Source organism: Novilysobacter viscosus (assembly GCF_046600715.1).
Taxonomy (GTDB): Bacteria; Pseudomonadota; Gammaproteobacteria; order Xanthomonadales; family Xanthomonadaceae; genus Lysobacter_C; species Lysobacter_C viscosus.
This window is the reverse complement of sequence record NZ_JBJMAV010000001.1, coordinates 65,010-86,854: the sequence shown is the minus strand read 5'-3', so window position 1 is coordinate 86,854 and position 21,845 is coordinate 65,010. Positions and strand designations below refer to the sequence as shown.

Genomic DNA, 21,845 nt, shown 5'->3' with positions numbered 1-21,845 from the left:
AGTGCACTGCATGTGGCGCTAAACGGGCGTGAACCGGCCCGGGTTGGCGCGGGCGGCGCGACGCGATCCCGCGGCGAAACCCTTCAGTAGACCGCGCGCTCAGTCCTGTTGGAGGACCGCCTCGCCGTACAGGTCATGCTCGTCACTGCCCATGATCTCCACGTCGACGAACTGGCCGGGGCGGAGTCCCGCCTCCAGTCCGTTCTGGATCTGCACGACACCGTCGATTTCCGGCGCATCGGCCTTCGAACGCGCGATCGCCAGGTCGCCGTCGACCACGTCGACCAGGCATTGCTGGACAGTACCCACCTTGGCTTCCAGTCGTGAGGTGGAGATCTCTGCCTGGCGCTCCATGAAGCGCGCCAACCGCTCCTGCTTGACCTCCTCGGGCACCGGGTCGGGCAGCGCATTGGCAGTGGCGCCCTCGACCGGCGAATAGGCGAATGCGCCGACGCGGTCGAGTTGCGCCTCGTCGAGGAAGTCCAGCAGCGCCTCGAACTCGGCCTCGGTCTCGCCGGGGAAACCGACGATGAAGGTGCTGCGGATGGTCAGGTCCGGGCACATCGCGCGCCAGCGCTGGATGCGCTCCAGGGTCCGGTCGACGGCACCGGGCCGCTTCATCAGCTTGAGGATGCGCGGGCTGGCGTGCTGGAACGGGATATCCAGGTATGGCAGCACCCTGCCTTCGGCCATCAGCGGAATGATGTCGTCGACGTGCGGGTACGGATAGACGTAGTGCAGCCGGTTCCACACGCCCAGCTCGCCCAGCCCTTCGCACAGCGCCTTCATCCGGGTCTGGTACTCGCGGCCGCGCCACTCGCGGGGCTGGTAGCGCACGTCCACGCCATAGGCCGATGTGTCCTGCGAGATCACCAGCAGCTCGCGCACGCCGCCCATCACCAGCTTCTCGGCCTCGCGCAGCACCGCATCGACCGGGCGCGACACCAGGTCGCCGCGCATCGACGGGATGATGCAGAAGCTGCAACGGTGGTTGCACCCCTCGGAAATCTTCAGGTACGCGTAGTGCTTCGGGGTCAGCTTGATGCCGACCTCGTCCTCGCCCACGGCGCGGCGCGGCAGCAGGCTGGTGAACGGGTCGTGCGTGGGCGGCAGTGCCTTGTGCACCGCGCCCAGCACGCTGTCGTAATCCTGCGGACCACTGATGGACAGCACGCCGGGGTGCGCCTCGCGGATCAGGTCGCCGCGCTTGCCCAGGCAGCCGGTGACGATGACCTTGCCGTTCTCGGACATGGCCTCGCCGATGGCATCCAGCGATTCGGCCACGGCCGAGTCGATGAAGCCGCAGGTGTTGACCACCACCACGTCGGCATCGTCGTAGCTGGGCACCAGCTCGTAGCCCTCCACCCGCAGCTGGGTGAGGATGCGTTCGGAGTCGACGAGGGCCTTCGGGCAGCCAAGGCTGACGAAGCCGACCTTGCCGCTGGTGGCGGGCGTGTTGGGCAGTGACATGGGTTCAGGGCGCTACGTGGTGGGCGCGAAGCGGACGCGCTGGCGGCGATTCGGATGCCAGGCCTCGGGGGCCTTGGTGTCGGGGCCGGGACGGGGCCTCCCGGGCCGGCAATTATAGCCTGCCACTAGAATCGGCCGGAGCCGCCCGGACGGGTGCTGCGGACGGGAGGCAATGCGATGGCCGGATGGATCGACATCGAAGGCGAGGCGGGCGCCATCCGTGGCTGGCGCGTCGACCCCGCCGGCCCCCCGAACGGCGCCGTGGTGGTGGTCCAGGAGATCTTCGGGGTCAACCCGCACATCCGCGAAGTCGCCGCGCGCGTCGCCCAGGCCGGCTACGTCGCCCTGGCCCCGTCGCTGATGGATGCCATCGAACGAGGCGTCGAGCTGGACTACGACGACGCCGGCATTGCCCGGGGCCGGGAAATGGTCGCGCGGCTCGGGTTCGACCGCGCCGTCGAGCTGGTGGATGCGGCGGCCGACCTGCTCGCCAAGGAGGGACTGCGGACCGGAGCGGTGGGGTTCTGCTGGGGCGGCACCGTCGCCCTGCTGGCGAATACGCGGCTGGGGTTGCCCGCCACCAGCTACTACGGCGGCCGCAGCGTGCCATTCCTGGGCGAGCCACTGCGCGCGCCCATGCTGTTCCACTTCGGCGCACGCGACGCCATCATCCCCCCCGCGGACGTACAGGCCCACCGTGCTGCATATCCCGCGGCCCGCCTGCACGTGTACGACGCCGGGCATGGGTTCAACTGCGACCGGCGCGCGGATTTCCACGCGGCCAGCGCGGCGCTGGCGTGGACCCGCACCCTCGACTTCCTGGAGGACGCGCTGCGATGAACGCCAATGCATGGCAACTCGACCCTCAACTGGCGCGCGACACCCATCCCGTCGCCCACCTGCCGCTGTGCGAACTTCGGCTGATGGACGATGCCAACCACCCGTGGCTGATCCTGGTCCCGCGCGTGGCCGGGGCGGTGGAGTGGATCGACCTGGATGGGACCGGACAGGCCCAGCTGGGCGGAGAAATCACCCTGGCCAGCCGCGCGCTGCAGGCCGCCTTCAGGCCGCAGAAGCTCAATGTCGCCGCACTGGGCAACATCGTTTCGCAACTGCACGTGCACGTGATCGCCCGCTACCACGACGACATCGCCTGGCCGCGGCCGGTCTGGGGCACCGCCACGGCAAGGCCGTATGGGCCGGAAGCACTGGTGGAACGGGTCGCCGCACTGCAGCGGGTCCTGCCCGCCTGAGGCCCGCAGGACGGCGGCCGGCGGCTGGTCAGGTCCGCGGCAGGGTGACCCCGGTCTGGCCCTGGTACTTGCCGCCGCGGTCCCTGTAGGACGTCTCGCAGACATCGTCCTTGTCGGCCTGGAAGAACAGCATCTGGGCCACGCCCTCGTTGGCGTAGATGCGGGCGGGCAGCGGCGTGGTGTTGGAGAACTCGAGCGTGACGTGGCCTTCCCACTCCGGCTCCAGCGGCGTCACGTTCACGATGATCCCGCAGCGCGCGTAGGTGCTCTTGCCCAGGCACACGACCAGGGTGTCGCGCGGGATGCGGAAGTACTCCACCGTGCGCGCCAGGGCGAAGGAGTTGGGCGGGATGATGCACTGGTCGGCGTCGATGTCGACGAAGCTGCCCGGATCGAAGTGCTTGGGGTCGACGATGGTCGAGTTGATGTTGGTGAACACCTTGAACTCGCGCGAGCAGCGCACGTCGTAACCGTAGCTGGAGGTCCCGAAGCTGACGATCCGCTCGCCCCCGGCCTGCTTGACCTGCCCGGCCTCGAACGGTTCGATCATCCCGTGCCCGGTGGCCATTCGGCGGATCCAGCGGTCGGACTTGATGCTCATGCGTTGATTCCCGGAGTGCGGTGGCAAAGGGGGTCGACGACCCATGGTGGGCGGCGGCAGCGCCGGATTGTAATGGCGGCCGCGCGGGCGCCGGCAGCTACAGCAGGGACGCGCTGATCGATGGCGTGACCCGCGGGCGCTTGTCCAGTTCGATTGCCAGCCGGCGCGCCGCCTCGCGATACGCCTGCGCCGCCGGCGAATCCGGGGCCGATGCCACCACCGGTGTGCCGGCATCGCCCTGCTCGCGGATCGCCAACTCGAGCGGCAGCGAGCCCAGCAGGGGCACGCCGTACTGCGCCGCCATCCGCTCGCCCCCGCCCTGGCCGAAGATGTGCTCGGCATGGCCGCAATTGCCGCACACGTGCACGGCCATGTTCTCGATCAGGCCCAGCACGGGTACCTGCACCTTTTCGAACATCTTCAGCGCCTTGCGGGCATCCAGGGTCGCCACGTCCTGCGGGGTGGTGACGATCACCGCGCCGGCGACCGGGATCTTCTGCGCCATGGTCAGCTGGATGTCACCGGTGCCAGGCGGCAGGTCGACGATCAGGTAGTCAAGCCCGTCCCCGCCACCCCAGCGGGTCTGCTCCAGCAGCTGCGTCAGCGCCGAGGTGGCCATCGGCCCACGCCAGATCATCGGCGTGTCCTGGTCGACCAGCAGCCCGATGGACATCGCCTCGACACCATGTGCCCGCATCGGCTCGATGGTCTTGCCGTCGGGGCTGTCGGGCTTGCCGGAAAGGCCCAGCATCATCGGCACGCTGGGTCCGTACACATCGGCATCCAGCACTCCGACCCGCGCCCCGTCGGCGGCAAGCGCCAGCGCCAGGTTCACTGCGGTCGTGGACTTGCCCACACCGCCCTTGCCCGACCCCACGGCGATGATGTTGCGCACGTTGGGCAGTGGCGAGAGATTGGGTTGGACGGCGCGTGACGCAACGGACGGGCGCATGCACGGGACCCTGGTGGCTGGAAAGGGCGGTAAGTCTAGCGTCGCTGCCGGCACCCGACCTCCGGCCGTCCCCGCCCTTCCCCCCTCGCCCCCCAGCAGCTACCCTGAGGCGGGGGCTTCACCACCGCTTCACATCCGCCGCGCTTGCTGCGCGTCGTGCTGGCGTCGCCTGACCCGATTCCAAGGCCACAGGGAGTACCGGCAATGCCGAGAGTCACCATCGCGCCAGCGGCGCTGGCGTTAGCACTGATGTTTTCCACGGGCGCCGATGCGCGTGAACCCATCCCGGCAGAGAAGTTCGCCAAGGTTCCGGAGATCCAGTCGGTTTCAATGAGCGCCGACGGCAGCAACCTGGTCGCGCTGGTCGCCTCCCCGGGAACCAACAACCGTGAGACGGCACTGGCGACCTGGAACCTGGAGGATCTCCAGGCCGGTCCGGTCATCACCCCGTCGGGCGACCGGATGAAGTTCATCGCCGCCAGCGCACTCAAGGCCGACAGGGTGCTGGTGATGGCCCGGCAGGAATGGACCGGGCGCCTGGCCAATTGCGGCGAGGGCAAGGGCACCGGCGCGACGAAGACCTTCGTGTCCAAGTCCTACCTGACCGACGTCAAGCACAGCGAGTTCGAGGAAGCCTTCGGCGACAACACCCGCCGGATCGGCGTGAGCGAGCAGATCCAGAAGTGCCTCGAGATCGCAGGCTCGGCCAGCCTGGTCCACACCCTGCCGCTCGACCCGGAAAACGTCATCGTCAACCAGCTCAACGAACTGACGCTGTCGGGCAGCTACTACCTGTACAACCTGCGCACCGACGAGACCAAGCTCCTGTTCAAGGCCACCGGTCGCACCTCGCCCGGCCTGTTCGACCCGCGCGACGGCAAGGTCCTGACGCGGACCGAACTGGAAGCCATCAGCGGCGACGAGTTCGAACAGCGCATCTATATCCTCGACGAGGCCACGGGCGAGTTCGACCTCCACGACAAGCTTTCCACCAAGCTCACCAGCCGCCATGCGGTCGACGTCGTGGGCCGGGACGAAACGACGGGCAAGTACTACGTCCTCACCGACCTGTTTTCGGACCGGGTGCAGGCATGGATGTACGACCCGGACGCACGCGCCTTCGACAAGGAGCCGCTGCTGTCGCACCCGCGCTATTCGATCGGCGGCCTGATCCTGGGGCGCATGCCGAGCGACTTCAACAAGGTGCTCGGGTTCACCGTCGAGGACCTCGAGCGGTCGGTGACCTACGTCGACACTGAAATGCGCTCCATCCACGAAGGCCTCAAGAAGGCGTTCCCGGATCGCACCATCAACATCACCGGGTACAACAACGACCGCTCGCGCGTGCTGTTCAGCACCTCCAGCGCACGCCACGCCCCGGCCTACCACCTGCTCTCCGACCGCAAGCAGGTCATGACGCTGGGCAGCCAGAGGCCCGACATCGATCCGGCCAACATCGGCGAGCAGCGGTGGATCACCTACAAGGCACGCGATGGCATGGAGATCCCGGCGATCCTCGACCTGCCGGCGGGCTGGACCCCGTCCGACGGGCGCCTGCCGGCGATCGTGCATCCCCACGGCGGCCCCTGGGGCCGTGACTACGGCGGCTGGGATGGCTCCGGCTGGGTGCCGTTCCTGACGTCTCGGGGTTATGCGGTCCTGCGTCCGCAGTACCGTGGCTCGACCGGCCTGGGCCGTGATCTCTGGCTCGCCGGCGATGCCCAGTGGGGCCTGGCGATGCAGGACGACAAGGACGACGGCGCCAAGTGGCTGGTTGAGCAGGGCATCGCCGCACCTGACCGGCTTGCCATCTTCGGCTACTCGTACGGTGGCTTCGCCGCCGCCGCCGCCGCCGTCCGTCCGGGCGGGCCTTTCCAGTGCGCCATCTCCGGCGCGCCGGTCACCGACCTTGGCCGGCTGGGTGCCAGCTGGAGCACGGACCGCCTCCAGCGCATCCTGCAAGGGCGCACCGTCAAGGGCATGGACCCGATGCGCGAGACCGGCAAGGCCAACATCCCGGTGCTCCTCTACGTGGGTGATCGCGATGTCCGCACGCCGCAGTTCCACGCGAGCGACTTCTATGAAGCGGTTCGGGGCACCGTGCCTGCGCAGTTCGAGCTGATCCCGGACATGCCGCACAGCATGCCGTGGTACTACCGGCACCAAGAGAAGACCCTGGGCCTGATCGAACGCTTCCTTGAAAAGGACTGCGGGCCCGGCGGCCTTTAAGGCCCACGGGGGGCGCGCGGGCCGGCCCGGCCGGCCCGCGCGCACCGAGTTGGCATGCACGGTCTGCGTCTGCTCCAGACCGTGACAGCCGTATCAGAAAAGTGTTTCTCCGTCATGACCGGGAAGTTGCACCGGTAGCCGATAGGCTGATATAAATTTAACGTCGCCTTAACGCGACCATTACAACAGGGGATAGCTGATCATGCGGATTGCTCAAAAGAAGCGGGAGCTCCGGCTCCTGCCACTGACCGTCGCCGTGCTGGCCTGCCTGGGCAGCGCCACCGCCTACGCGCAAAGCGAGGTCGACGACCAGGATACCGAGGCCCAGGAGGAGCAGACTCAGGATGAGGTAGTTGAACTCGACCGCCTGACGGTCACCGGCTCGCTCATCCGTCGCGTTGAATACGATTCCGTATCGCCGGTCCAGGTGATCACGGCCGACACCAACGTCACCCTCGGCCAGGTCGAAGCTGCCGAGTTCCTGCAGACCTCGAGCATCGCTGCGGGCTCGACCCAGATCAACAACCAGTTCAGCGGGTTCGTGATCGAGGGCGGCTCCGGCGTCCAGACCGTGTCGCTGCGTGGCCTCGGTGCCCAGCGTTCGCTGGTGCTGCTCAATGGCCAGCGTCCCGGCCCGGCCGGCACGCGTGGACAGGTCGGCTCCTTCGACCTCAACGTCATCCCGACCTCCATCATCCAGCGTGTCGAACTGCTGAAGGACGGCGGTTCGTCGATCTACGGCTCCGACGCCGTCGCCGGCGTGGCCAACATCATCACCCGCCGCAACATCGACCGCCCCGAGATCACCGTCAATGTCCGCGCGCCGTTCGAAGGCGGCGGCGAGACGTTCACCGTCTCGGGCGCGACCGGTTGGAACTTCGACCGCGGCGGCATCACCCTGGCGGCCGAATGGTTCAAGCGCGAGGCCCTGAAGGTGGGCGACCGCGACTTCTTCGAATGCTCCGAGGACCTGTTCTGGGACGCCGAGGGCAACCGCATCGACCGCGAGGACCGTTCGATCCTGGCCGGCACCGACCTGGCGGGCTGCAACAACCTCTACGCCAACACGGTGATCGACGCCCTGTTCGGCGACCGCTACATCCCGTCCCCGGACGGCACGACGGTCGGCCTGATCCCGGGCTACCGTCCGCGCAACAATCAGAGGTACGACAGCCCGGGTGGGCAGGCCTACTACGAGGACGTGCTGAACTTCGACTTCTTCAAAGACCAGTACATCAGCAATGACCTGGAGCGTTTCAGCGTCTACAGCGGCATGGACTTTGTCTTCGACAATTTCAACTGGAATGCCGAGATCCTGCTGAACCGCCGCGAGAACTCGTCGAATCGCTTCCGCCAGTTCTTCCCGCTGGTAGGCGGTGCGACCTCGCTCATTCCGAGCTTCAGCTACGCCAACGACCCCACCTACATCGCCCCGGTACCCTCCGGCCTGGCCCAGCCCGTCATCCCCTTCCGCTCCAACGGCCGCGAGAGTGTCGACTACTATTACGTCGGCACCGGCGTGGATGGCCTGTTCTCCTGGGCCGACACCTGGGCCTGGGAAGTGGACGGCAGCTACTCGCGTTCGGACGGCGACTACTCCAGCCTGGGCATCGTTGCCTCGCGCTCGGGCGACGTGCGCTTCGACGACGACGCACCGGTCGTGGACTACTTCAATCCGGCGGTGCTCAATGGCGACCGCATGGACGAGCTCGAGTCGGCCATCGGCGAGTGGCACACCGGCAATACGGTCTACGACCAGATGGTATTCCGCGCCATCGCCACCGGTGAGCTGTTCGACCTGCCGGCGGGCGCGGTCGCTGCCGCTTTCGGTGCCGAGTACCGCGAGTACAGCATCGACGACCAGCCCAGCGACCTGTCGGCCAACGGCGACCTGTGGGGCCAGTCGTCCGCCCAGCAGACCAAGGGCAGCGATGCGGTCCGGGAGATCCTCGCCGAAATCGAGGTGCCGCTGATCAGCGGTGTCCCGGGCTTCGAGGAGCTCAAGGCCAACGTGTCGGGCCGCATGTTCAAGTACGACTCGATCGAGGACTCCGACCACATCTGGAAGGTCGGCTTCAGCTGGCAGATGACCCCGTCGTTCCGCATGCGCGCCACCCGCGGCACGTCGTTCCGCGCCCCGGGGCTGTATGAGCTGTACCTGGGCAACCAGACCGCCTTCCTGAGCCAGCTCGCGATCGATCCCTGCATCGACTGGGGCCCGAAGACCAACGAGTTCCTGCGCGCCAATTGTGCCGCCGAAGGCATCCCGTCCGACTATGCAGGCGGATCTTCCTCGGCGACGGTCGTGACGGGGGGCGGAGCTGGCCTTCTCAAGCCCGAGACGTCCTTGGCCCAGACCGTCGGTATCGTGTTCACGCCCGAGTTCGCGGACTTCAGCATCGCGCTGGACTACTGGTCATTCGACATCCGCGACACGATCTCGCAGCTGGGTGGTGGCGCGATCCTGGGGGGCTGCTATGGGGCCCCGGTGTATCCGAACGGCTACTGCAACCTGTTCGACCGCAACCCGGGCGACCACCCCACGGCACCGTTCGCGATCACCGAGGTGCGCGATTCGTACCTCAATGTGAACAAGCTGAAGACGCGCGGTTACGACCTGCTGTTCCGCTACGAGAAGGAGATCGCGTCCGGCAACCTCGACGTCGAGGGCAGCTTCACCTACGTGATGGAGGACTTCGAACAGTTGTTCGACTCGCAGCAGGCCAGCGGATTCGATACCAACGACTTCAACGGCTCTATTGGCCGGCCGAAGGTGGTGGGCAACCTGCGCACGGCATTCCAGCGCAACGACTGGACGCTGTCCTGGTTCGTGGACTACGTCCACGAGACCCGTGCGCTGGACCTGTCGCCGATCACCAGCTACAACGGGATCACCGATGCACGGCGTGACATCGTTGCCGATCGTGCTGTCTACCACGGTGCTTCGGTGCTGTACGACCAGCCCGACTGGTCGGTGCTGGTGGGCGTGCGCAACCTGCTGGACGAGGCTCCGCCGTTCGTGTCCAGCGGCGTGGCGTCGCGCTACGGCAACGTCCCGGCGTTCGCCACCCAGTACGACTGGCTGGGCCGTACCGGCTTCGTGCAGTTCCGCTACAAGTTCTGAAGCCCGTAACCTGATGTGCCCTGGCAGGGGCGACGCTTGCGTCGCCCCTGCTTTTTTTTTGCCCGCGAGCCGCGACGTACCAGACAGCGACGGGCGCTTGGCGGCCGTGCATCCGGCCCAAGCCGGGCCGCCGGAGGCCCGGCATCGGTGGCTCGGAAGCATTCGTTCAGCCGCACCCGGCGGCGGCAGGCCCGGATGCGTTATAAATGCAGCCTCCCGCGACGCATCGCGGGATTGCCGCAATCCCTCGGAGGGGACCAATCCATGCGCAAGACACTGCTCGCCCTGCTGGCGCTGCCGCTGATGGCCGTTTCGGCCCTGGCGATGGCGCAGAACACACCGGTCGGTTCCTGGACGACCATCGATGACAAGACCGGCGCGCCCAAGTCCGTCGTCGAAATCTACGAGACCCGCGACGGCAGCCTGGCCGGTCGCGTCGACCAGATCCTGCAGTCCGCGCGCGGCCCGGACCCGGTCTGCGACAAATGCAGCGGCGCCAACAAGGACAAGCCCGTCAAGGGCATGGTGATCCTCTGGGGAATCAAGCAGAAGGGCGATGTCTGGGAAGGCGGCAAGATCCTGGACCCGGCCACCGGCAAGGTCTATTCGGTCAAGGTCACCCCCACCGACGGCGGGACCAAGCTGGAGGTCCGTGGCTTCATGGGCTTCTCGCTGTTGGGCCGCACCCAGACCTGGGTCCGGCAGTAGTCGTCCGCCACTAGTAGTCGCGCCGTTTCCTCGCGCATCCCGAACGGCCCGCCCTGCGGGCCGTTCGCGTGTCCGCAGGTGCGTGCTTGCGCAATGCTGTAGTGGGGCTACGTGCGATAATCCGCGCCCGTACCGCGCCCACCCGATGCCACGCCCATGTCCCGCGAGCTCGTCGTCACCTGTGCCCTGCCCTATGCCAACGGCCCGCTGCACCTGGGCCACCTGGTGGGCTACATCCAGGGCGACATCTTCACCCGCGCGCACCGCATGGCCGCTCACACGGCCCACTTCGTGTGCGCCGATGACACCCACGGCACGCCGATCATGCTGGCCGCCCAGAAGGCGGGAACGACACCCGAGGCCTTCATAGCGGGGATCCAGGCCAGCCATGAGCATGATTTCGCCGACTTCGGCGTCGCCTTCGACCACTACGACTCGACGCACTCGTCGCGAAACCGGGCGCTGACCGAAGCGATCTACACCAAGCTCAACAACAGTGGCCACATCAGCCGTCGTTCGGTCGAGCAACTGTACGACCCGGCCAAGGGCATGTTCCTGCCCGACCGCTACGTCAAGGGTGCGTGCCCCAACTGTGGCGCCGCCGACCAGTACGGGGACAACTGCGAACAATGCGGCGCGACATACGCGCCCACGGAGCTGAAGGAGCCCCGCTCCGTGCTGTCGGGCGCGATCCCGGAGCTGCGCCAGTCCGAGCACTTCTTCTTCGAGGTCGGGGGGTTCCAGGCTTTCCTGCGCGAGTGGCTGGCGGGCGATGTGGCCCCGGCCGGCGTCAAGGCCAAGCTGCAGGAGTGGCTGGATGCCGAAGGCGGATTGCGCGCATGGGACATCTCCCGCGACGCGCCCTACTTCGGTTTCGAGATTCCCGGGCACCCGGGCAAGTACCTCTATGTCTGGATCGACGCTCCCATCGGCTACCTTTCGAGCTTCCAGGCGCTGTGCGAACGCGAGGGACTGGACTTCTTCGGCTACCTGGCGCGCGACTCCGCCGCCGAGCTCCACCACTTCATCGGCAAGGACATCGTCAACTTCCACGGCCTGTTCTGGCCGGCAGTGCTGCATGGCGCCGGGTTCCGGGCGCCCACCCGGCTGCACGTCAACGGCTACCTGACCGTGGACGGCGCGAAGATGTCCAAGTCGCGCGGCACCTTCGTGATGGCCCGCACCTACCTCGACACCGGGTTGGATCCGGAGGCGCTGCGCTACTACTTCGCCACCAAGACCAGCGGTGGCGTGGACGACCTGGACCTGAACCTGGCCGACTTCACCGCACGCGTCAACGCCGACCTGGTGGGCAAGTTCGTCAATCTCGCCAGTCGCTGCGCGGGCTTTGTCAGCAAGCGCTTCGATGGCCAACTCGCCGCCGCCCTGCCCGATGCCCCCATGTACTCGCGATTCGTCGAGCAGCTGGCGCCGATCAGCGCCGCGTACCAGCGCAACGAGGCGGCCGGCGCATTGCGCATGACGATGGCCCTGGCCGACGAGGCCAACCGGTATATCGATGAGCACAAGCCATGGGTCCTGGCCAAGCAGGAGGGGGCCGACGACCACCTGCATGCGGTCTGCACCCAGGCGCTCAACCTGTTCCGGGTGCTCAACACTGCGCTCAAGCCCGTACTGCCCCGCACCACGGCGCAGGCCGAACGCTTCCTGCAGGCCCCCGTGGCCAGCTGGGACGAGGTCGAGTCGCCCCTGCTCGGCCACCGCATCGGCGCGTACACCCCGCTGTTCACCCGCATCGACCCCAAGCTCCTGGACGCCATGACCGAAGCCAGCAAGGACTCCCTCCAGCCCGCCAAGCCCGCCACCACGACTCCAGCGGCCGCGACGGCGCCCAAGGCGGCCCCGGGGATGGTCGAGGCAACGGCCACCGGCACCATCGGGATCGATGATTTCGCCCGGCTCGACCTGCGCGTCGGCCGCGTCCTCGCATGCGAGTTCGTCGAAGGCTCAGACAAGCTGCTGCGGTTCGAGCTTGACGCGGGCGAGCTGGGCAGGCGGCAGATTTTCTCGGGCATCCGCGCCTCGTATGGCGAGCCGGCATCCCTGGTGGGCCGGAACGTGGTGTTCGTCGCCAACCTCGCGCCGCGCAAGATGCGCTTCGGCCTCAGCGAGGGAATGATCCTGTCGGCCGGCTTCGATGGCGGCGGGCTGTTCCTGCTGGACGCGCACGAGGGCGCGCAGCCGGGCATGCCGGTCCGCTGATCGGTCCGCGCGGTCCGGTACGGGGCGATGGATGGCTCCGTTCGCGCGAAGTCGGCAAGCAGCGCAGTTGCAGCCTGCGGCATGAAAACGAACGAGATGACCGACCGCGCCGAGCTCACCGAACGCCTGGATCGCCTGCTCCCGCAAACCCAGTGCGGGCAGTGTGGCTTTCCCGGCTGCCGCCCCTACGCAGAGGCGATGGCGGGCGGAACGGCAGGCCCGGAGCGGTGCCCACCCGGTGGCGATCGCGGGGCGCGGGCACTGGCGCACCTGCTCGAAGTACCGTCAGCGCCGTATGACCGCTCCCGCGGCCAGCACCTGCCACCGCAGGTAGCGCGCGTGGTGGAGGTCGACTGCATCGGCTGCACCAAGTGCATCCAGGCCTGCCCGGTGGACGCGATCATCGGCGGCAGCAAGCACATGCACGTGGTGATCGAGCCGCTTTGCACCGGATGCGAGCTGTGCGTGCCCGCCTGCCCGGTGGACTGCATCGTGCTGCTTCCCGCCCAGTGAAGTGCTACACCCGCCCGGGCGGCTACCGCTCCGCTGTCTGCATGGAATCCCCCGCCGCGCAGGCGCTGCAGACGCGCTCCATCACGTAGCCCTCGTCGGCCAGCTGCTCGACCAGCCCATCCTCGCCCAGCAGGTGCAGCGCACCGACCACCACCAGCACGTCTTCGCTGGCGCTGTCGTCCAGCAGTGCACGGATGCGGGGCAGCCATGCCTGGTTGCGCGCCACGTTGACCAGCCGGTAGGTCTCGGGGGTCTGCGCCTGCATCTCCTCGCGGGTCATGCGGTCCAGCTCGGGGATATCGCCGTTGCGCCAGGCCGTGTGCAGGTCGGCCAGCATGCCGGGCATCGCCTCCGGCCGTTCGATGAAATCGGAAAGGGACGCGACCTGCTCGTCCATCGGCGTGTTGTCGAGCGCTCCCAGCTGGTCGTCGATGGACTCCAGCCCCGCGGTCGGCTTGCCGGCATCGGCGGCGGCGCGCATCAGGTACTGGTCAAGGCCGTGCTCGCCGCTGAAGCCCATCGACTGCGACAGCCCGAGGGTCAGTGACAGGTTCACGAACCAGGGTTCGTAGGCCTCGAACTGCGCGATGGACGCGCCATTGCCGGCAAGGATGCGATCGAACTTCTCGCGCATGTCCTGCGGCAGGACCTCGCTGAGGCTGCCGCCATCGCCGTAGCCGGCGGCCTGCAGGAACTTGAGCGCGGTGGACGGGTCGTGCAGGTCCTCGGGCGCGACCTCGAACACCAGCCGATCCGCGGCATTGAATGCCGCATCCACGTCGGTCGACACGGGGTAGTCGTCGGGCTTGAGCAGGTGGAAGGAGCCCAGCAGGTACACGCTGTTGTCGGCGTCCGACAGCTTCCAAAGCAGCGGGACGGGCGCCGTGTGCACGTGCTCGCCCACCGTGGCGCTGGCGGATGCCACCGGTGCGGTTTCCGAATCCGGACGCGCGGAGGCCGGCGCCAGAAGGGCCAGGGCGAGGGATGCGGCAAGTGCAAGGCGGCTGAGGCGGCGCATGGGGGTCCAGTCAGGGGGTGGGGGGAGCAACGTAGGCCTTTTCGCCAGCCTCGATACGAAGGTCGAGCCGGTTCGCGTCCGGGGTCAGGCGGCAGGTGGAATAGGCGGAGAACGCGCAGGGGGGATTGTAGGCGCGGTTGAAGTCCAACCGCACCGGGCCCTCGGCGGCGGGCAGGTCGACGTCCAGGTAGCGCCCGATTCCGTAGCTGCCATGGCCGCTGGTGGCGTCAACGAACGCGATGGCGCCGCCCTCGGGTCCGGGCGCAAGCACCTCGATGCGGTGGGTCCGTCCGTCGTGTTCGAATTCGATCACCCCCGGGTTGGCGACCTGTTCGATCGTGCCCACGATGTCGGCCACTTGCACCAGCCGGCGCTCCGGATGCCGGGTATATTGCCCCGCGACGACCCAGTCCGGGCCGCCCGGCCAGTATTCGATGCCGCGAAACGCGGTGCGGGCCAAGGCGGCTTCGTGCCACACGCGGATCGCATGGCGCTTGCCGCGCCTGATGACCACCAGCCGCCCCTTGCCAGCGTCGAAGCCGACCACTGTCGGCCCACCGGTCGCGCTGTCCAGCCCCAGGCGTGCGGTTCCGTTGAGCGGCTCACCGTCAAGCGTCAGCGCGACGCCCGGCTCGGGAACCAGGCGGATGCCGTCCCCGCGCACGTCGACCATCCCCAACTCGGAGGGACCGACCGCCAGGCGAACGCCATTGCCCGCGCCGCTGCCCACGTAATGCGGCCCCGGCCCGATCCAGTGCAGTCCGACGAGGCCGGCCCAGCCATCCGGGGCCGTCAACGCCTCGGCGCGCGCGCGCCGCCACGCGGCCTGCGCTTCGACGAACTCGGCCGGGGGCGCTGCGTCCCGGGCCAAAGATTCGGGTGTCCGTCCACTGTCGCAACCCGACAGGGTGGCGAAGGGCAGCAACCCGATTGCCAGCAATGCCGGTATCGCGCGGATGTTCCACCCCATCTTCAGCGCCCCCGCAGGAACCAGCGGTCGATCTCCGCCAGTGAGAAATGGGCCCACGTGGGCCGCCCGTGGTTGCACTGTCCTGAGCGCTCGGTTGCCTCCATCTCCCGCAGCAGCGCGTTCATTTCCGGCAGGGTCAGGCGACGGTTCGCGCGAACGGCGCCGTGGCAGGCCATCGTCGACAGCAGTTCGTCGCGTGCCTCGGCGACCCGGCGCGACTGCCCGTGTTCGCGCAGGTCGGCCAGCACGTCGCGCAACAGGGCCTCGACGTCGCCCTGCGCCAGCAGCGCGGGCACGGCCCGCAGCGTCAGCGTCTGTGGCCCGCCGCGGGTAACCTCGAAGCCGAGTTCGGCCAGCGTGGCCGATTCACGTTCGGCAACGTCGGCCTCGCGCTCGGAAACGGCGATTGCCGTTGCAACCAGCAGCGGCTGGGTCCGCAGGCCTTCGCCATCGTGTGCACGCTTGAGCTTCTCGTAACCGATACGCTCGTGCGCGGCGTGCATGTCCACCACGACCAGCCCCTGCGTGCTTTCAGCCAGGATGTAGATGCCGTGCAGCTGCGCCAGCGCGTAGCCCAGTGGTGGCAGTGTGGGCTCGTTGCTCTCGGGCAAGGCGGCTGAAGCCAAGGGCGCGGCTGGCGGCGACTCCCCTGCCCCCGGGCCTGCTCCGTACAGCCCTGCGTAGCCGGCCTGTGCATCCCGCGCCCAATCACCGCCAGGCACGCCCTGCCGCAGGCCGAGCGGTGACTGCGAGCGCCCCCAATGCGCCGCCGGGGCCTGCTGCCCGTCCGGCAACGCGCTCGCCACCTGATGCATACCCATGGTGGAGGCCTCGCCCCCCGCACGCGTCTCCGCCAGGGCCTGGTGCAGCGTGCGGTAGACGAAATCGTGGATGAGCCGGCCGTCGCGGAACCGCACCTCGTGCTTGGCGGGGTGGACGTTGACGTCCACCCGTCGGGGATCGACCGACAGGAACAGCACGTAGGCCGGCTGCCGGCCATGGAACAGCACATCGGCGTAGGCCTGCTTGACAGCGTGCGCGACGCTGCGGTCGCGGATGGCGCGGCCATTGACGTAGAGGTATTGCTGGTCGGCGCTGGCACGCGAATAGGTCGGCTTGGCAATCCAGCCGTGCAGGCGCAGCCCCGCCGCTTCGTGCTCGACCCGCAATGCCTGCGATGCAAAACCCTCGCCGAGGGTCTCGTGCAGCCGCGCATCCGACAGCCCGGCCTGCTCCAGGATGCCGGCCTCGCCCTTCCAGCGTCGCGAGGGCTTGCCGTTGTGGGAGACGCGCAGCTCCACGTCGGGACGGGCCAACGCAAGCTGCCGCAACCACTCCTCGATGTGGCCAAGCTCGGTTCTCTCGGCCTTGAGGAACTTGCGCCGCGCGGGCACGTTGAAGAACAGGTCACGCACTTCGACCGTGGTGCCATGCGGATGCGGTCGCGGCGCAGGCGCCGACAAGCGGCCGCCCTCCACTTCCAGTGCCATGGCGTGCTCGGCACCGGCCGGGCGCGATACCAGGGTGAAACGGCTGACCGATGCGATCGACGGCAGCGCCTCGCCTCGGAAGCCCAGGGTCGACACGCCTTCCAGGTCGTCGAGCGATGCGATCTTGCTGGTGGCATGGCGCGCAACCGCCAGCGGGAGCTCCGCGGCCGCAATACCGCCGCCGTCGTCGCGGATCCTGATCAGCCGCGCGCCGCCTTCCTCAAGGTCGATGTCGACCCGACGGGCACCGGCGTCGATCGCGTTCTCCACCAGCTCCTTGACCACGGAAGCAGGCCGCTCCACCACTTCGCCGGCAGCGATCTGGTTGATCAGGATGTCGGGCAGCGCGCGAATGGGCACCGTAGGTTTCGGCCGGTTGCAGCGGGCCGGCCATCATACCGGCGCACGCCCGCGCGCCACGCGCGGCTTCCGGCTGGGCGCACTCTCGGATTCAGTGTGGGACTGCGGCACGCGCCAGAGGCTCGCGCAAGCGGTAATCAGGGGCTGCCGCCCGCTCCACCCGGCAGCGCGTACCGCGCCTCGGCACGCGCCGCGAACATGGTCCCCGGCGGCGGCTGGCGGGTGAAATAGGCGTTGATGCCGTCAAGCACCGCGCGGGCGATGACGCGCTGTTGCGCCGGGTCGCTCAGGCGCTTTTCCTCCTCGGGATTGGAGAGGAACGCCGTTTCCACCAGCATCGCGGGCATGTCGGAGGTGCGCAGCACCGCGAAGTTGGCGCGCTCGACCTGTGGCTTGTGGTTGTGCCCCACCTTCTTGAGACCGGTCAGCACGTGGCCTGCGGCATCCTCGGAGGCACGCATGTGGCCGCTCTGGGTCAAGTCCAGCAACACCGAGGTCAGGGTGTTGTCGGAGGTCGGGAACCGCGCGCCACCGATCAGATCGGCCGAATTCTCCTTGTCGGCCAGCCACCGTGCGCGCTGCGAGGAGGCGCCGCGCAGCGAGAGCACGTACACCGACGAGCCCTTGGCATTGCGGTTTTCCGCCGCGTCGGCGTGGATCGACACGAAGATGTCGGCCCGATTGGCGCGTGCCAGCTGGGTGCGCTTGGGAAGCGGCAGGAAGACGTCGGTGTCGCGGGTCAGGTACGCCTTCAGGCCCGGGGTGGCGTTGACCTGGCGTGCGAGTTCGCGGGCGATCGACAGGGTGATGTCCTTCTCGCGCTTGCCGGCCAGCCCGATCGCACCCGGATCCTGTCCGCCGTGGCCTGCATCGATCGCCACCACCAGCGGGCGGATGGCGGCGCCCTGCATGACCTGTTGCAGCGTCTTGCCGTGGGCCGGTTGGGACGCGGCGCGCGGCACGGTGGCTGGCTGACCGGTGGCGATGCGGGTCGGCACGCCGGTGGCGACGGTGGTCGGCACGGTCGGGGACGGCGCAACCCGGTCGGCGGCGACGGGGCCGGAATGGGTTGCGGCCAGTTGCGAGATCAGACGCGTGGTCGCGGCGGCGGACTCGGCGGCGCGCTCGGCATCGGTTTTCGCGGGGGGCGACGGCGTGGCAGGAACAGCCACGGCGACCGGCGCGACGACGGCCTGGTGGACAGGCGACGAAGCGGGCCCGTCGTGCGGCCATTCCACCACCAGCTTGGGCCCCGCGGCCCCCGGCTCGATACGCGGCGCAATCGCCGTGACCGCCTGGTTGAGGTCGAACACGATGCGCACGGTGCCGGCGACCGGCTGTCCGGCACGGACGGACGTCACCACGCCGTGTCCGCGCGGAAGCGCGACGCCCGGGGCCAGGCGCGAACCGTCAAGGTCGATCGCGAGCCGGTCCGGACCCTTGAGGCTGATGACGCGAAACTCGGTTGTCGAATCCAGCGCGATCTCCGCGCGGGTGCCCGTGGCGCCGGAACTCAGCTGCAGATCCTTGATCTCGCCCGCATTCGCCGGAGCCCAGGCCAGCGCCATGAACAGCGCTATGGCGGGGAATACGGGTCGGAGGGAGGTCGCCTTGGATCGCATGGACCGTAGTCAAGCACTGCAAATGGGAGAATGCAAGCAGTTTTTTCCTTATGAATCCGGAGCATGCCGGACTTTCCTGCAGGATCATTCAGAAATGAGCCGCAAACTACTCTCCCCGGGCAATCTCCTCAAAAGGCTGCCGAGCCAGGTCGCGCCCGTGGGCGACCCGGCCTCGAGGCGGGCAATTCGACCCTCATCCGACTCCTGCAGATGAACTTCGACGTCCGCGCACGGCAGGTGCCCCACGCCCCGAGAGGGCCATTCCACCAGCCACAGCGTGGCCGCACCCTCATCGAGGCCGAGGAAGTCCAGCTCGCTGGCATCCGCGATCCGGTAGAGATCCAGGTGCCAGGCCTCGCCGCCCCCGTCCAGCGGGTAGCGCTCCATCAGCGTGTAGGTCGGGCTGCGGACGGTGCCGGTCACCCCCAGCGCCCGCAGCAGCGCGCGCGCCAACGTCGACTTGCCGGCGCCCAGGTCGCCGTGCAGGTGGACGACCGCGCTGGCGGGCCGGGTCGCCGCCAGGTGCCATCCGAGGCGGTCGGTCGCCTGGGGGTCGGGCAAGTCGATGGTCAGCTCCATACGCCATTGCCCTCGTTTGCCAGCCTGCGCATCCACGGCAGCAGGTCGCTGGGGAGCAAGCCGCGCGGGCCGCCGTCGGCGGCTGCGCTGTCCCCTGCGAGTGCGTGCAGCAGCGCGCCGGTGGAGGCGGCTTCGAACGCATCCAGGCCCTGTGCCCGAAGCGAGGCGATCGCGCCGGTCAGCAGGTCGCCCATGCCGCCGACCGCCATGCCCGGGTTACCCGCTTCCAGCAGGCGCGGCGTGTGCCCTGGCGCAGCGACCACGGTGCCAGCGCCCTTGAGCACCACCGCGGCCTGGTAACGGGTGGCCAGCGCCCGCGCCGCGCCCAGCCTGTCGCGCTGGATGTCGGCGGTGGTGCTGTCCAGCAGGGTCGCGGCCTCGCCAGGGTGCGGGGTCAGCACGGAGCCCGCGGGCGCTGGCGCACCGGTCAATGCAAGCAACTTCAAGGCGTCGGCATCGATGACGCATGGCCGATCCGAATCGATCACGCATCCGAACCACGAACGACCCCATTCGTCCTGTCCCAGGCCCGGGCCCAACGCGATGGCCCCGGCACGCTCGATCAAACGAGGCTCGCCGTCCGACACCGCGTCCGCACCGCGCACCATCGCCTCGGGGCACCGCGCCAGGAGCGCTGCCACGTGCGCGGGACGTGTCACCACGTCGACCAGCCCCGCGCCGCAGCGCAGCGCGGCCTCGGCCGCCAGCATGATCGCGCCGCCGTGTCCGTGATCGCCGCCGATGCAGGCCACGCGACCGTGCACGCCCTTGTGCGAACTGCGGCTGCGTGGCGGCCATGCGGCATGCAGCACGTCGGCGCACAGGGCGATGGCGACGGGGTCGACGCCCTCGAAATCCGCGGCAGCCACGCCAAGACTTGCGATCGAAAGTGCGCCAACGCAGTCCACGCTGGCGCCGGTCCGTAACCCGGCCTTGGGCGCAATGAACTCAAGGCAGGCATCGGCGCGGACCGCGACGCCCGGCGTGGCACCGGTGTCGGCGTCCACGCCAGTCGGTACATCCAGGGCCAGCACCGGGCGGCCCGCACGGTTGACCGCATCGACCAGGGCGGTGACGAGGGCATCCGGGGCGCGCGACAGCCCGATGCCCAGTATCGCGTCCACGATGACCCCGGGACCTTCCAGCTCGCCCGCAAACCCGATGATTGCCCCACCCGCTTCCCGGTAGCCGTGTTCGGCGCGGCGGGCCTGCTCAGCGATGGGGTCATGGCCGATCGCACGCACAACGCGCACTTCGCGCCCGGACTGCCGTGCAAGCCGCGCCAGTTCGTAGCCGTCGCCGCCGTTGTTGCCCGGGCCGCATACCACCGTGATCGGCATCGCATCGGGCCACCGCTTCAGCAGTTCCTGCCAGGCCGACTGGCCGGCACGCTGCATGAGCTCGAAACCATCACCCAGCCGATGTGTCGCCCGCGCTTCGATCGCGCGCAGTGCCTGGACATCGAAGCGGTCGGCAGCGTTGGGCATCGAGCGATTCTATACTTGGCCCGCCGTGACCCTGCCGCCCCCAACGCCTTCCGACGTCGACCTTGCCGCACTTGCCGCGCGCATCCGTGCACTGGCAATGGAAATGGGATTCCAGCGCTGTGGCATCAGCGACATCGCCTTGGACGAGGACGCCGACCACTTGCGCGACTGGCTGGCCCAGGGCCTGTACGGGACCATGTACTGGATGGCGCGGCACGGCGACCTGCGTGCGAGACCGGCGACACTCACGCCCGGCACCGTCCGGGTGGTGTCGGTCGGGCTCGACTACGGCCAGGACGACGACGCGGCCTGGGCCACGCTGGCAGACGGCTCACGCGCCTACGTCGCCCGCTACGCACTCGGCCGCGATTACCACAAGCTGATGCGCCTTCGCCTGCAACAGCTGGCCGACCGCATCGCGGCGGAGACCGGGCCATTCGGCTACCGCGTCTTCGTCGACTCGGCGCCGGTGCTGGAGCGGGCTCTGGCGCGTAACGCGGGGCTGGGCTGGATCGGAAAGCACACCTGCCTGATCGACAAGGACGGAGGTTCCTGGTTCTTCCTGGGCGAGATCTACGTCGACATCCCGCTGCCGGTCGACGCCCCTGCCAGCGCGCACTGCGGTAGTTGCACCCGCTGCATCGACATCTGCCCGACCGGCGCGATCACCGCGCCGCACCGTCTCGACGCACGCCGCTGCATTTCGTACCTGACCATCGAGCACGACGGCCCGATCCCGCTGGAACTGCGCGCACCTATCGGAAACCGCATTTTCGGCTGCGACGACTGCCAACTGGTCTGTCCATGGAACAAGTTCGCCCGCCGCACCGACGAGCCGGACTTCCGTGCACGCAACGACCTGGACCGCGCAAGCCTCGCCGAACTGTTCGCGTGGAGCGAGGACGAGTTCATGCAACGCACGGAAGGCTCGGCGATCCGCCGCAGCGGGCATGCACGCTGGCTGCGCAACATCGCGGTGGCGCTGGGCAATGCGCCGACATCACCGGAAGTGGTGGCGGCACTGCAGTCGCGTCGTGGACTCGAGGACGCGGTCGTACGCGAGCACGTGGAGTGGGCCTTGGCGCGCCACGGAGTCACGTCCCTGTAGGAGCGGCTTCAGCCGCGAAGGAGTGTTGGCTATCTCACCGGACCGCCATGCGTAACGCGAACCCATTGTAGGAGCGACGCAAGTCGCGATCGCGCACTCGCCGGTAAAGATTGGTCGCGACTTACGTCGCTCCTACTA

17 protein-coding genes are annotated in these 21,845 nt (G+C 68.4%); 8 read left to right on the top strand and 9 right to left on the bottom strand.

Annotated elements, in window-relative coordinates:
* Window positions 1-99: 99 nt before the first annotated feature.
* Window positions 100-1,470, bottom strand: a complete 1,371-nt coding sequence (gene rimO, locus ACJQWL_RS00390) for a 30S ribosomal protein S12 methylthiotransferase RimO (protein ID WP_330968638.1) — start codon at window positions 1,468-1,470, stop codon at window positions 100-102.
* A gap of 177 nt (window positions 1,471-1,647) precedes the next feature.
* On the opposite strand from rimO, the gene ACJQWL_RS00385 reads away from it, so the two are divergent.
* The gene (locus ACJQWL_RS00385; RefSeq protein WP_330968639.1) at window positions 1,648-2,310 is read left to right on the top strand and encodes a dienelactone hydrolase family protein; all 663 of its coding nucleotides are present in this window, start codon (window positions 1,648-1,650) and stop codon (window positions 2,308-2,310) included.
* Window positions 2,307-2,723 (top strand): HIT domain-containing protein, encoded by a 417-nt coding sequence (locus tag ACJQWL_RS00380; RefSeq protein ID WP_330968640.1) that lies wholly within the window; start codon window positions 2,307-2,309, stop codon window positions 2,721-2,723. The genes ACJQWL_RS00385 and ACJQWL_RS00380 overlap by 4 nt, the downstream gene beginning before the upstream one ends.
* 28 nt (window positions 2,724-2,751) lie before the next feature.
* Here ACJQWL_RS00380 and dcd read toward each other — a convergent pair whose 3' ends face one another.
* A complete protein-coding gene (gene dcd, locus ACJQWL_RS00375) occupies window positions 2,752-3,324 on the bottom strand; it encodes a dCTP deaminase (protein ID WP_330968641.1) in 573 nt (190 codons plus the stop codon).
* Between the two features lie 97 nt (window positions 3,325-3,421).
* Window positions 3,422-4,276 (bottom strand): iron-sulfur cluster carrier protein ApbC, encoded by an 855-nt coding sequence (gene apbC / locus ACJQWL_RS00370; RefSeq protein ID WP_330968642.1) that lies wholly within the window; start codon window positions 4,274-4,276, stop codon window positions 3,422-3,424.
* Window positions 4,277-4,480: 204 nt separating this feature from the next.
* On the opposite strand from apbC, the gene ACJQWL_RS00365 reads away from it, so the two are divergent.
* From ACJQWL_RS00365 to rnfB, 5 genes are all read left to right on the top strand, one after another.
* Window positions 4,481-6,505: an alpha/beta hydrolase family protein gene (locus ACJQWL_RS00365; protein ID WP_330968643.1), complete on the top strand. Its 2,025-nt coding sequence runs from the start codon at window positions 4,481-4,483 to the stop codon at window positions 6,503-6,505.
* Window positions 6,506-6,707: 202 nt separating this feature from the next.
* Window positions 6,708-9,629, top strand: coding sequence for a TonB-dependent receptor domain-containing protein (locus tag ACJQWL_RS00360; protein WP_330968644.1), 2,922 nt, complete (start codon window positions 6,708-6,710; stop codon window positions 9,627-9,629).
* 264 nt (window positions 9,630-9,893) lie between these two features.
* Complete coding sequence (locus tag ACJQWL_RS00355) at window positions 9,894-10,337, top strand: DUF2147 domain-containing protein (RefSeq protein ID WP_330968645.1); 444 nt, start codon at window positions 9,894-9,896, stop codon at window positions 10,335-10,337.
* Window positions 10,338-10,493: 156 nt separating this feature from the next.
* Complete coding sequence (metG, locus tag ACJQWL_RS00350; protein WP_330968646.1) at window positions 10,494-12,560, top strand: methionine--tRNA ligase; 2,067 nt, start codon at window positions 10,494-10,496, stop codon at window positions 12,558-12,560.
* 81 nt (window positions 12,561-12,641) lie between these two features.
* Entirely contained in the window at window positions 12,642-13,073 is a 432-nt protein-coding gene (gene rnfB, locus ACJQWL_RS00345; protein WP_330968647.1) for an Rnf electron transport complex subunit RnfB, read from the top strand.
* Between the two features lie 22 nt (window positions 13,074-13,095).
* Here the strand turns inward: rnfB and ACJQWL_RS00340 are convergent, their stop codons facing one another.
* From ACJQWL_RS00340 to ACJQWL_RS00315, 6 genes are all read right to left on the bottom strand, one after another.
* Window positions 13,096-14,091, bottom strand: a complete 996-nt coding sequence (locus ACJQWL_RS00340) for a TraB/GumN family protein (protein WP_330968648.1) — start codon at window positions 14,089-14,091, stop codon at window positions 13,096-13,098.
* A gap of 10 nt (window positions 14,092-14,101) precedes the next feature.
* The gene (locus tag ACJQWL_RS00335; protein WP_330968649.1) at window positions 14,102-15,061 is read right to left on the bottom strand and encodes a DUF1684 domain-containing protein; all 960 of its coding nucleotides are present in this window, start codon (window positions 15,059-15,061) and stop codon (window positions 14,102-14,104) included.
* Between the two features lie 2 nt (window positions 15,062-15,063).
* Window positions 15,064-16,911, bottom strand: coding sequence for a DNA mismatch repair endonuclease MutL (mutL, locus tag ACJQWL_RS00330; RefSeq protein ID WP_330968650.1), 1,848 nt, complete (start codon window positions 16,909-16,911; stop codon window positions 15,064-15,066).
* Window positions 16,912-17,048: 137 nt separating this feature from the next.
* Window positions 17,049-18,533: an N-acetylmuramoyl-L-alanine amidase gene (locus ACJQWL_RS00325; protein WP_330968651.1), complete on the bottom strand. Its 1,485-nt coding sequence runs from the start codon at window positions 18,531-18,533 to the stop codon at window positions 17,049-17,051.
* 84 nt (window positions 18,534-18,617) lie between these two features.
* Window positions 18,618-19,112 carry a tRNA (adenosine(37)-N6)-threonylcarbamoyltransferase complex ATPase subunit type 1 TsaE gene (gene tsaE / locus ACJQWL_RS00320; protein ID WP_330968652.1) on the bottom strand — a complete coding sequence of 165 codons (495 nt, stop codon included), beginning with the start codon at window positions 19,110-19,112 and terminating at the stop codon, window positions 18,618-18,620.
* Window positions 19,103-20,599, bottom strand: a complete 1,497-nt coding sequence (locus tag ACJQWL_RS00315; protein WP_330968653.1) for an NAD(P)H-hydrate dehydratase — start codon at window positions 20,597-20,599, stop codon at window positions 19,103-19,105. Before ACJQWL_RS00315 ends, tsaE begins: the two co-directional genes overlap by 10 nt.
* A gap of 25 nt (window positions 20,600-20,624) precedes the next feature.
* Here ACJQWL_RS00315 and queG point away from each other — a divergent pair, with 25 nt between their 5' ends.
* Complete coding sequence (gene queG, locus ACJQWL_RS00310; RefSeq protein ID WP_411300658.1) at window positions 20,625-21,707, top strand: tRNA epoxyqueuosine(34) reductase QueG; 1,083 nt, start codon at window positions 20,625-20,627, stop codon at window positions 21,705-21,707.
* Window positions 21,708-21,845 lie beyond the last annotated feature (138 nt).

What these genes read in the sequence shown, in the direction of transcription:
- metG (WP_330968646.1), top strand. Translation starts at nt 10,494, where the DNA reads ATGTCCCGCGAGCTCGTCGTCACCTGTGCCCTGCCCTATGCCAACGGC.
- ACJQWL_RS00365 (WP_330968643.1), top strand. Translation starts at nt 4,481, where the DNA reads ATGCCGAGAGTCACCATCGCGCCAGCGGCGCTGGCGTTAGCACTGATG.
- ACJQWL_RS00360 (WP_330968644.1), top strand. Translation starts at nt 6,708, where the DNA reads ATGCGGATTGCTCAAAAGAAGCGGGAGCTCCGGCTCCTGCCACTGACC.
- rimO (WP_330968638.1), bottom strand. Translation starts at nt 1,470, where the DNA reads ATGTCACTGCCCAACACGCCCGCCACCAGCGGCAAGGTCGGCTTCGTC.
- ACJQWL_RS00385 (WP_330968639.1), top strand. Translation starts at nt 1,648, where the DNA reads ATGGCCGGATGGATCGACATCGAAGGCGAGGCGGGCGCCATCCGTGGC.
- ACJQWL_RS00355 (WP_330968645.1), top strand. Translation starts at nt 9,894, where the DNA reads ATGCGCAAGACACTGCTCGCCCTGCTGGCGCTGCCGCTGATGGCCGTT.
- tsaE (WP_330968652.1), bottom strand. Translation starts at nt 19,112, where the DNA reads ATGGAGCTGACCATCGACTTGCCCGACCCCCAGGCGACCGACCGCCTC.
- ACJQWL_RS00325 (WP_330968651.1), bottom strand. Translation starts at nt 18,533, where the DNA reads ATGCGATCCAAGGCGACCTCCCTCCGACCCGTATTCCCCGCCATAGCG.
- ACJQWL_RS00315 (WP_330968653.1), bottom strand. Translation starts at nt 20,599, where the DNA reads ATGCCCAACGCTGCCGACCGCTTCGATGTCCAGGCACTGCGCGCGATC.
- ACJQWL_RS00335 (WP_330968649.1), bottom strand. Translation starts at nt 15,061, where the DNA reads ATGGGGTGGAACATCCGCGCGATACCGGCATTGCTGGCAATCGGGTTG.
- rnfB (WP_330968647.1), top strand. Translation starts at nt 12,642, where the DNA reads ATGAAAACGAACGAGATGACCGACCGCGCCGAGCTCACCGAACGCCTG.
- ACJQWL_RS00380 (WP_330968640.1), top strand. Translation starts at nt 2,307, where the DNA reads ATGAACGCCAATGCATGGCAACTCGACCCTCAACTGGCGCGCGACACC.
- dcd (WP_330968641.1), bottom strand. Translation starts at nt 3,324, where the DNA reads ATGAGCATCAAGTCCGACCGCTGGATCCGCCGAATGGCCACCGGGCAC.
- ACJQWL_RS00340 (WP_330968648.1), bottom strand. Translation starts at nt 14,091, where the DNA reads ATGCGCCGCCTCAGCCGCCTTGCACTTGCCGCATCCCTCGCCCTGGCC.
- apbC (WP_330968642.1), bottom strand. Translation starts at nt 4,276, where the DNA reads ATGCGCCCGTCCGTTGCGTCACGCGCCGTCCAACCCAATCTCTCGCCA.